At 64.2% G+C, this 7,381-nt stretch carries 7 protein-coding genes; 6 read left to right on the top strand and 1 reads right to left on the bottom strand.

The window, feature by feature from the left end:
• Positions 1-191: 191 nt before the first annotated feature.
• The 6 genes from FJY68_03555 to lipB all read left to right on the top strand — a co-directional run bounded on the left by FJY68_03555 (position 192) and on the right by lipB (position 6,548).
• Positions 192-764: a hypothetical protein gene (locus FJY68_03555; protein ID MBM3330911.1), complete on the top strand. Its 573-nt coding sequence runs from the start codon at positions 192-194 to the stop codon at positions 762-764.
• Entirely contained in the window at positions 761-2,032 is a 1,272-nt protein-coding gene (gene purD / locus FJY68_03550) for a phosphoribosylamine--glycine ligase (protein ID MBM3330910.1), read from the top strand. The genes FJY68_03555 and purD overlap by 4 nt, the downstream gene beginning before the upstream one ends.
• Positions 2,033-2,035: 3 nt before the next feature.
• Positions 2,036-3,061, top strand: a complete 1,026-nt coding sequence (locus FJY68_03545; protein MBM3330909.1) for a hypothetical protein — start codon at positions 2,036-2,038, stop codon at positions 3,059-3,061.
• Positions 3,062-3,151: 90 nt separating this feature from the next.
• Positions 3,152-4,303, top strand: coding sequence for an acyl-CoA dehydrogenase (locus FJY68_03540; protein MBM3330908.1), 1,152 nt, complete (start codon positions 3,152-3,154; stop codon positions 4,301-4,303).
• A gap of 132 nt (positions 4,304-4,435) precedes the next feature.
• On the top strand, positions 4,436-5,830 hold the full coding sequence (gene lpdA, locus FJY68_03535; protein ID MBM3330907.1) for a dihydrolipoyl dehydrogenase: 1,395 nt from the start codon (positions 4,436-4,438) through the stop codon (positions 5,828-5,830).
• On the top strand, positions 5,817-6,548 hold the full coding sequence (lipB, locus tag FJY68_03530; GenBank protein MBM3330906.1) for a lipoyl(octanoyl) transferase LipB: 732 nt from the start codon (positions 5,817-5,819) through the stop codon (positions 6,546-6,548). Before lpdA ends, lipB begins: the two co-directional genes overlap by 14 nt.
• Here the strand turns inward: lipB and FJY68_03525 are convergent.
• On the bottom strand, positions 6,464-7,168 hold the full coding sequence (locus FJY68_03525) for an anaerobic ribonucleoside-triphosphate reductase activating protein (protein MBM3330905.1): 705 nt from the start codon (positions 7,166-7,168) through the stop codon (positions 6,464-6,466). The two genes, lipB and FJY68_03525, sit on opposite strands and share 85 nt — an antisense overlap.
• Positions 7,169-7,381: the final 213 nt, after the last annotated feature.

The raw sequence follows: 7,381 nt of genomic DNA, 5'->3' as shown, positions 1-7,381 counted from the left end.
GCGCCAGGGATTGACCAGCGCATACTCCTGCTCCCGGCGCTCGACCTTGACGCGCTGGTTGATCGTCAGGTAACATCAATCGTAGCAGCAATGCGCAAAGGGGGTCACGATGTGCCCGGGCCGGCCCGCAAGGTAGCAGGTGGCCATTGACATGGTCAAAGCGTTAAGGTAAATTGTCTGCGGAGGTGTGAATGAAGCGTTCATACAAGCGATGGTCCAAAGAAGAGGTGATGCGAGTGATCGGCGAACTGAGCCGCGGAGGCACGCAGCTCAATTCCGGCTACATCGCCCGCAACTACCCGGCGCTCGCGTATGCCGGGCGGAAGTTCTATGGCAGCTGGGAAAGCGCCATCAAGGCGGCGGGGCTCAACTATGAGGCGATTCGGCGCAAGTGCTTCTGGAGCAAGAAGAAGATCGTGGCGCAGATCCGCCAGCTCAAGGGCGCCGGCGAAAAGCTCAACGTCAGTGCCGCGGAGAAGACCCACGGCGGCTTGGTCGGGGCCGCGTCTGTCTACTTCGGTTCATGGCGACAGGCCATCGTAGCCGCTGGCTACGACTACGCGAAGATCAAGCGCCAGAAGGAATGGTCAAAGGCAGAGATAGTCAACGAGGTGAAGCGCATGAAGGCAACGGGCCTGGAACTGGGTACGACCATTCCCGTGCGCAAGCGCTACCGGACACTGCACGCGGCAGCGGTTCGGTACTTCGGTAGCTGGGCTGCCGCAATGAAGGCCGCGAAGCTGGAGAGGCTGCTGAAGCATTGAGAATACTGGTCGTCGGCGGCGGGGGCCGCGAGCACGCGCTCGCCTGGCACCTCGCGGGCTCCGGCCATCAGGTCTTCTGCGCCCCGGGAAACGCCGGGATTGAGCAGGTCGCCCGGTGCGAGCCGGTCTCGACCGCGGACCTGCCGGGCCTGGTCCAGTTTGCCCTCAGGCAGAAGGTAGACCTGACAATCGTTGGGCCGGAGGCACCCCTGGTGGCGGGTGCGGCGGATGAGTTCGGCCGGCAGGGGCTGGCGGTCTTCGGTCCCAGACAGAGCGGAGCGCGGATCGAGGGTGACAAGGCTTTTGCCAAGGAACTGATGCTTGCCGCCGGAATCCCGACTGCGCCGTCCCGGACTTTCGCCGACTTCGATGCCGCCCGCAACTATCTCATTCAGCATCGTCTGCCGGTCGTCGTGAAGGCGTCAGGGCTGGCCGCGGGCAAGGGCGTGGTTGTTGCCGAATCTCGGCAGGAGGCCGAACAGGCCGTCGCCGATATGTTGCGCGAGGGTCGCTACGGCGAAGCAGGCAAGGTGATAGTCATAGAGGAGTTCCTGCAGGGCGAGGAAGTCTCGATGATCGGGTTGTGTGACGGCAGGAGCGTGCATCTGCTGGCGCCGGCGCAGGATCACAAGCGGTTGCTCGATGGAGACCGGGGGCCGAACACGGGAGGCATGGGCGCCTACGCGCCGGCACCGGTGATGACCGCGGAACTGCAGCGGAAAGTTCGGCAGAAGGTGTTTGTGCCGCTGCTGGCCGAGTTTCACAAGCGTGACATCGACTACCGGGGCGTCATCTATGCCGGCATGATTCTGACAGCGGACGGCCCGCAGGTGCTGGAGTTTAACTGCCGCTTCGGCGACCCGGAAACCCAGGTCATCCTGCCGCTGCTCGGCGGAGACCTTGCCGAGCTGGCGTTGGCCTGCACTGAGGGCAGGATTGAACAACAGAACCCGGTTCATATTACCGATCGAGCGGCGATGTGCGTGGTGGCGGCGGCCGATGGATATCCCGGTTCGTACGGCAGGGGCACGCCTGTTTCCGGCGACTTGGTAGGCCGCGATGGTGTCGTGGTGTTCCATGCCGGGACAAAGTCCGAGGAGAACCGGGTGGTGACCAATGGCGGACGGGTCCTGGGTGTTACTGGAATCGGTCGCTCACTCCTAGAAGCCAGGGACAAGGCGTACCGGGCCCTGGAAGGCATCAATTTCAAGGGGATGGTCTACCGCCGGGATATCGGTGCCCGGGGACTCGCCTCGCGCGGCGGCTAGCCTGTGCCGAAGTTCGTTAAACTCCAGCAGAAGAACCCGGCTGACCTGGCCGGGCAGATTGCCGGCGCGCTCCGCAGCGGCGTGGCGGTTGTCCCGATGCTCGGCGGGTATTGCGTACTCGCCCGCGAGCGCGAGGCGCTCGCCGGTCTTGGCGAGCCATACCGGATGGTGACGGCGGAGATGCTGGCGGCATCCACGGCCGGGCTTGAGGCGTCCCTGCAGGAGAGGGTGCTGAAGGCCATGGCCGAGCCGCTGGTCGCGAGGTTGGTTGCCGACCAGCCGGGTCAGGCACTGGCTTCCGAACCGCTGGCGAGGGAGATCCTGCGGCGGGCAGAAGGAGATGTCTGGATCGGTGTGCCGGCAGAGAGCGCCGAGCCGGGCGAGTTGGCCGACGAACTCGGGAATCGCTCCTCGATTGTCGTCACGGGTGACGCGGGTGGGCCGGGGCCGACGGGACTGGATTTCAGTCTACGCCCGGTCGTGATTGACAGGCGGGGAAAGTTGGGAATACTTGACGTTGAGCAGCTGCTCGGGGAATTGGTCGTGATGGGCCCGGGCCTGTTCTTTTCCGTGCTCGTACTATGCACCGGCAATTCCTGCCGCAGCCCGATGGCCATGTGTATGTTGGCGAACATGCTGGAGGGGACTCCGGCGTTCGTCGGTTCGGCGGGCACCGACGCGCCCGTGGGAAGCCCGGCAGCCGCGAATGCGGTCGAGGTGATGCGGGAAGCTGGACTCGACCTTACCCGGCACCGCGCGCAGCAGGTTTCGCAGAGTATGCTGGCGGCTGCCGATCTGGTGCTGGTGATGGAGGAGTACCACCGCCAGCGGGTCGCCGACCTGGCGGCGGATGCGGCCCGGCGAACCCGGCTGCTGCTGTCGTATGTAGGTCGGAACGAGAAGGTTGATGACCCGGTTGGTTTCTCCATCGAGTGTTATCGCCTGACACGAGAGGTGATGAAGCCGGCGCTGGAGCGGGTGGCCGCGGAAGTGAGACACCGAGCCGGCATTGGTGAAGTTAGGAGCTAAGAGTCAGGAGTCAGGGGTTAGGAGTCAGCCCCACGATTCGATGTGCTGCCAACTCCTGACTGCTGATAGCTGACTCCAAAGGAGCGCATAGTGGAATACTTCTTTACCGACACGCAGAAGGAAATCCGTGACCTGGCACGCAGATTCGCCCAGGAGAAGATGAAGCCGGTCCGGGCGGAACTGGACAGGACCGGCGAGTTCCCCCACGAACTGATGAAGGGGATGGCCGAACTTGGCCTGATGGGCGTCTACTTCCCCGAGGAGTACGGCGGCCTGGGCGGCGGCATCATGGAGATGTGTATTGTCGTCGAGGAGCTCTGCCGGGTTGACGGTGCAGCCGGGTTGTGCTACGCGGCCTGCGGCCTGGGCGCTTTCCCGATACTGGTCGGCGGCACCGAGGAACAGAAGAAGAAGTACCTGCCCCGGCTGGCGGCGGGCGAACTGGCCGCGTTCGCCATCACCGAGGCGAGCGCCGGGTCGGATTCGAGCAACGTCAAGACCCGCGCGCGGCGCGACGGCGACAACTATGTACTGAACGGCACCAAGCAGTTCATCACCAACGGCAGCGTGGCCAAGGTCTATTCGGTCATCGCCAGCACCAACCCGTTGAAGGGCGCGCGCGGGCTCTCCGCGTTCATCATCGAAGACGGCACGCCCGGTTTCACCTTTGGCAAGATCGAAGACAAGATGGGTATCCGGTGCTCCAAGACCGCGGAGCTCGTATTCCAGGACTGCCGCGTCCCGGCCGAGAACCTGATCGGCGGCAAGGAAGGCTACGGGTTTATCCACACGATGAAGACGTTCGATCGCACCCGGCCCGGGGTGGGAGCCCAGGCTCTCGGCATCGCGGCCGGGGCTTTGGACGAGGCACTCGACTACGCCCGGACCCGCATCCAGTTCGACGTACCGATCGCCCACTTCCAGGCCGTGCAGGTGATGCTCGCCGACATGGCGATTCACGTCGAGGCGTCGCGCGCGCTCATCTACGAGGCGGCGAGGGCGGCCGACGCCGGCATGAAGAACACCTCGGCCATCGCTTCGATGGCAAAGGTGCTGGCCTCGGATACCGCGATGAAGGTGGCGACCGACGCCGTCCAGATCTTCGGTGGGTACGGCTACATGAGGGAGTACCCGGTGGAGAAGATGATGCGGGACGCCAAGATAACGCAGATATACGAAGGCACCAACCAGATCCAGCGGCTGGTCATCGCTTCAGAGCTGATCAAAGGAACGGCGTGGTGAGGACAGAATGACGAAGTCCGAATACCGAAGTCCGAATGAAGCCCGAATGCAGGCAAATGATGAATCGGGCAATTCGGGCTTCAGTCGTCATTCGAGTTTCGGTCTTCGGATGTGAGCACGGGCATGAGCGCTGTGCGCAGCGTTGATTTCCTCATCATCGGTGCCGGGCCGGCCGGGTACGTTGCGGCGATTCGATTGGCTCAGCTCGGACGCAAGGTAGTTCTGGTTGAACGCGAACGGGTCGGCGGTGTCTGCCTGAACTGGGGCTGCATACCGGTGAAGTCGCTGCTGCATGCGGCGTCGGCGGTTCGCGGCGCAGCCGAAGCCCGGCGCATGGGCATCGTCTTCGGGCAGCCGGAGGTGGACTTCCAGGCGTTGTACGGATGGAAGGGGCGGGTGGTCGACCGACTGGTACGGGGCGTCGAGTTCCTGCTCCGGTCGAACGGTATCGAAACCGTGAAGGGAAAGGCGCGGTTCATCAACGGGCAGCGGGTGATGGTAGTTCAACCGGATGGCAGCGAGACTGAAATCGGAGCAGAGAGCATCATCATCGCGACCGGTTCAACTTCGTCGGTGCTGCCCGGATTCGAACCTGACGGCAAGTACGTGGTAGACTCGTACGGCGCGCTGAACCTGACTCGGCTCCCCGGCCGGGTGGTCATAGTCGGGGCCGGGGCCATCGGACTGGAATTCGCAACCGCATTCCGGCGCCTGGGTGCCAGCGTGTCGGTGCTGGAGTTGATGCCGCAACTGCTGCCGGGATTCGATGCGGAAGTGAGTTCGGCGCTGCGGAAAGCGATGCAGAGCGAAGGCATCGATTTCCACCTCGGGGTCAAGGTGACGGGATTGGACCGCGAGCCGGGTCTGGCCGTTCGCTTCCTTGCCGGTGAGGCCGAATCGACGGTCGAGACAGACCTGGTCATGGTGGCGGTCGGGCGCAGGCCGCTAACTGCCGGGCTCGAGTTGGAGCAGGCCGGGGTCAAGCTTGATGAACGGGGTTTCGTCACGGTTGACCAGAAGTACAGGACCAGTGCTGCCCGCATCCACGCCATCGGGGACGTGAAGCCGGGCCCGATGCTAGCGCACCGTGCCATGGCCGACGGAATCTCGCTTGCCGAGTCCCTCGGCGGCGGCCGGCCGTGGCGATTCAGGGCGGTGCCGTCCTGCGTCTACACCGATCCCGAAGTCGCCAGCGTCGGTATCAGCGAAGCCGAGGCGGCCGGCCAGAACGTCAAGGTGAAGGTGAGCCGCGTACCCATCTCGGCGCTGGGGCGATCTTTGACTCTGGGCCGGAGCGACGGGCTGTGCAAGATGGTCGTGGATGCGGCAACCGACAAGGTGCTGGGGGTGCAGATCGCCGCCCCGCAAGCCGATGTCTTGATTGCGGAAGCAACGGCGGCCATCGAACTCGGCTTGACGTCCGCCGAACTTGGCCGGGTCGTTCACGCCCACCCGACGATGAGCGAGCTGCTATTCGAGGCAGCGGAAGCCATCCACTCCAAAGCAGTCCACATTGTCAATCGGTAGGGGCAGCCTCGCGCTGCTCAGCTTGGGCCGGGTCGAGTACGGCCGCGCCCTGGAATTGCAGCACGAACTGCGGCGGCTGCGCGTCGAGGATCGTATAGCCGACACGCTCGTGCTGGTCGAGCACGATCCGGTTATCACTCTGGGCAAGTCGGCGAAGGCCTCAAACCTTCTGGTCAGCGAGGATGAGCTGGCGCGCCGGGGCGTGGCACTGCACCGCATTGAGCGGGGAGGAGACGTGACGTTTCACGGTCCGGGTCAGCTCGTAGGCTACCCCGTGTTCAAGCTGGAGACGGGAATCGCCGGCGTCCGGAGGTTCGTCGAGCAGGTCGAGGCTGCACTCATAGCGGCGCTGGCCGAGCTCGGAGTCGCAGCCGGTATCCGACCGGGCCACATCGGGGTCTGGTGCGAGGAGCGGAAGATCGCATCAATCGGGATTGCGGTCAAGCGGCGCGTCACCTACCATGGATTCGCACTCAACCTGGCGGTCGACCCGGCTTTCTTCCGGCTGATCAATCCCTGCGGCATGCCGGACGTGGCCATGACGTCGGTGAGCACAGAGGGCGGGGTTGCCGCTGACGCCCGGGTACGGTCGGCGGTTGTTGCCGGGTTTGAGAAGGTGTTCGGGGTCGAGGTTCAGGCGAAGCTGCCGCGGATCCTGATCTCCTTGACGCAGGGCCTTAGGACCTCGGCCATCGCCTCGACTTCGGATCGGGTGTAGGCCTTCGTCCCGCCGAAACCTCTCACGCGCGCTCGCGCGTGATGGTACTCCTGTAGCGCAACCGCCTGTGCGCCTTTGATCGCCTCGCCAATGGCCGCGACGTCCTCCGGGTTGATGAGTCCGGGCACGAGGGTGCAACGGAACTCATGCTCGACCCCCGACTCCAGGAGCAGTTGGATGGTCCGGCGCAAGGGGGCAATGTCCACCTGACGCCCCGCCGCCCGGCTGTAGCGCGAGTCGAGCGGCGCTTTGACGTCCATGGCGACCGAATGGACCAGTTTCAGTTCCAGCAGGGCCTTCAGCGCGTAGGGGAATGACCCGTTGGTATCGACCTTCACCTTCTGTCCGATCTCCTTGAGCCACCGGCACAGGCCGAAAACCTCCGGGTGCATCAGTGGTTCGCCTCCGGTCAGGACCACGCCGTCATACCAGTCGCGCTTCCGGCGCAGTGTCCGGGCGATCTCTTCGCTTTGTACCGGGGTGAGTCCGGGGTCATCGTCGGCGATCTGATGGTTGTGGCAGAACGGACAGGCGAAGTCACAGCCACCGATCCACAGCACCGCCGCAATCCGGCCGTGCCAGTCGAGCAACGAAGTCTCGGTGAAGCCGACTATGCGCATGGGGTCATCACTGCCAGATGTTAGAGCAAACCGGCAGGCAGTCAATCAACTGCGGGTCCGGGAGTTGACGTTGTTGTCTGGCTCTGATATTGTTACGCGAGTGACTGGTTACGTCGCGCGTTTCCCCGACCGGGTCCACCCCGGCCATGTCCGGGCGAGCGCGTACCCCTCAGAGAGTCTGTCGGGTCGGCGGCAGCGCCGGCCCGGTTGTTC

This window comes from candidate division WOR-3 bacterium (genome assembly GCA_016867815.1).
Classification (GTDB): Bacteria; Hydrothermota; Tepidihabitantia; order Tepidihabitantales; family Tepidihabitantaceae; genus UBA2258.
This window is presented reverse-complemented; position numbering and strand designations above follow the sequence as displayed.